Origin of the sequence: Halococcus thailandensis JCM 13552, assembly GCF_000336715.1 — an archaeon.
In the GTDB taxonomy this organism is placed as follows: domain Archaea; phylum Halobacteriota; class Halobacteria; order Halobacteriales; family Halococcaceae; genus Halococcus; species Halococcus thailandensis.
Window position 1 is genome coordinate 1 of record NZ_AOMF01000181.1, and the last position, 2,640, is coordinate 2,640.

The window sequence follows — 2,640 nt, forward strand, 5'->3', positions numbered from 1 at the left end:
GCTTACCTGATTCGCATGAAATAGACGTCTGAATCACGCCGATTCCGCAAAACAACTCATGGGATCGGAATCAGGTACTGAAAGCGGGTCCAAGAACGCCCGATTCGTTCTTGGATCGAGTTTGAGTTTCGGTTACGTTCGTCTCTTTGGACGAAAGAGAGGGACCTACAGACGTTCTAGCGGCGGTCGTCGGCTGCTGAGTCGATGAAGGGATCGCTGTGGCCGTTGGGGTCGATGTCGGTATCGATCTCGATACTCGCGTAGACGTAGGACCTTGCGTAGAAGTGGAGATGGGTGTTGTTGTCGTGGTTGGACTTGGTGTCGGTGTCGGTGTCGGTGTCGGTGTCGGCGTAGGTGTCGAATTGACCGTTGGTGGTGCTGGTGGCGTGCCTTCTGGTGTCGATGGAGGCGTAGTAGCTGTCGTTGATGTATTGGCAGGTGTGGGCGTAGACTGGGGGAAAGCTGAAGGATCGATTCGCTCACCGTTGACGGATACTTCAGCAGCGTCGCCAGAGAGATTCAGTGCGGTGATCCGCCCGCTAAACGTGAAATTGTCGACGCCACCTTGAGCAGTCGATCCAGAAGCCGTGGTCTGAGAGACTGTATCGGGTTGCGTTGCGTTTGAGAGATCTGCTCCTGATCCCGGACCGATCCGGTCGCTCACCGTGACAGAGTAGGAGACGCGCTCGTCGCCAGTACTGCGAATCGTGAGCGTGTTTGGGAGCGGTTGGTCAACTTGGCTCTGAGTGGACGAAACAGAAGCCGTTGCTGGACCGGCGACACCTGCTACGACGCTGCTTCCGAGAAGACACAGAGCGACGACACTGATGCAACCGATCTTCCACGGCAAACGACTGTTTCTCTGTCGCTGTGTGTGACCGTCCATGATGGGTTTAACCCTGCGAACTGTTGTTAGTCGCAGAGTCCATCATCAAATCGAGAAGCCAGTTCAGCAGATCTCCGAGAAAGTTGGCGACCATCTGACCGATGCTCTCGGCTTCTGGGGAAGCGAACGCGATACCACCAATGGAGAGCAACACTACGAGCAAGGCACCGGGAATCCCTGCGATAATCGCGATCCCAATCGTCAGTGGAGTCAGATGAATACCGAATCCGAGCCAATTAGCAATCAGGAGTGTCGCAATCCCACCCACTGCGTTCGCAGCGAGCGCGCGTAGTGATCCGATAATCCGTTTCAGGAATATCAGTCCCACAATTGCGAGGATGAGCACGCCAAGCTCGACAGGTACCGGCATATCAGAAATACTTTGAATTGGGTTAAAAACCCACCGCACTACTGTTATCGTGTTTCGCAGAAGTCCCCATACTTTCTCTTCACACAATTCTCACAGCTGTCAGAAACTGCGTGCAAGATACAGGGCGCGTATCTTGCAAACGCCAGATCATGCTTATCCCGCCTGCGCCGACGGCCCCTATGGGCGTGAGAGCCTTGTGCTAGGACTCAGTTGCGACGTATGCTGCTCTCCTTAACCGTATCAGAATATATCCAACCACCGCGCCAATCAGCAGCCCTGACCCGGTACTCTCGGGTCCAGCAAGAATCCCAGCCAAATATCCCAATACGATTATTGGAAGGCCAAATAGAAGTACCATCTCTGCAACGAACCTAAGCGTACTCTTTAGGGAATCACTGTTACTGCTCATATACGATAGTATTAGCCCGCGACACATAATCTGCCCACCCTGTCAGCAGACACTTGGTTGCCGACAGAAGGAAGACACATACAAGCGGGACACGAAGTTAGCGTATGATCAATAATCTCCAGAGTCAGTATAGAAGGGTGGACCAGTGGTTGAAGGATCTTCCTCGGATTTGGTATGTTACTCTTGTAGGTGTCGTGGTTTTCGTTGGTTGGGTTGGTCTGTCGCTAATTCTTGGAGAAGAACCACTTTATCGATCAGCACTTCTGGGCGGGGTTGGGGCCTTCATTTTTGCTGGCGTCTTTTACTTTTTGGGCAGTCGTTAATCGTGCTTCAGACACTGAACCGTTCGATATGCATGAATCTCTGTTGCGCTTGAAATATCTCGGCTCCTTCAAAATCTGGCGGGACAAGAATCACGTGGATTGATAGGAGATAGCAACAGAGATTCGGTGCGAGGTATACCCTCTCTATCCAGCACATCGCTCCTACCAGAAACTCGGAATTTCATACAAACACTGCTGAATAGAGCGCGCGTATCTTGCATATCGGTTCGCCAAAGGTGTCCTGCTCGGGTGATTCACTGACCGTTTCCCGAAACCAGTTTCCTAATTCGCTCTCGACAGTCACACTTTCGGACGAAATCAGCGAGTGACTCCGCTCATTGTTGCTCATCGAAATCGGAAGACCCGGCTATTTGATGTGTGAATCAGGATAGTGCTCTTCCCGACGCGCAACCGGCGAGGTGCAGTTGCCCTCAGACCCGGCAGTGGACTAATCCAGACTCATAGTCGCCCGGTTCGGGGTCGTTTGGGAGGCCAGAAACATAGTCAGCCAGAGAGGTATTCCGCGATTCGCAACTTTCGCAAACGTGTTCGGTGCTCTCTGTTACCCTGTTGCACGTTCAAAATCAAATCGCTGGACAGAACGGTTGGGCCTGAATCCGGACTTCATTGATGGAGTCAGTCATATGATGGA

The 2,640-nt window shown here is 52.4% G+C and carries 2 protein-coding genes; one reads left to right on the forward strand and one right to left on the reverse strand.

Annotated elements, in window-relative coordinates:
- Window positions 1-218 precede the first annotated feature (218 nt).
- Window positions 219-569 (forward strand): hypothetical protein, encoded by a 351-nt coding sequence (locus C451_RS22790; RefSeq protein WP_152420511.1) that lies wholly within the window; start codon window positions 219-221, stop codon window positions 567-569.
- A gap of 324 nt (window positions 570-893) precedes the next feature.
- Here the strand turns inward: C451_RS22790 and C451_RS19295 are convergent, their stop codons facing one another.
- The gene (locus tag C451_RS19295; protein ID WP_007743308.1) at window positions 894-1,256 is read right to left on the reverse strand and encodes a pro-sigmaK processing inhibitor BofA family protein; all 363 of its coding nucleotides are present in this window, start codon (window positions 1,254-1,256) and stop codon (window positions 894-896) included.
- Between the last annotated feature and the right edge of the window lie 1,384 nt (window positions 1,257-2,640).

Coding starts and splice junctions, on each gene's coding strand:
- C451_RS19295 (WP_007743308.1), bottom strand. CDS start 1,256: ATGCCGGTACCTGTCGAGCTTGGCGTGCTCATCCTCGCAATTGTGGGA.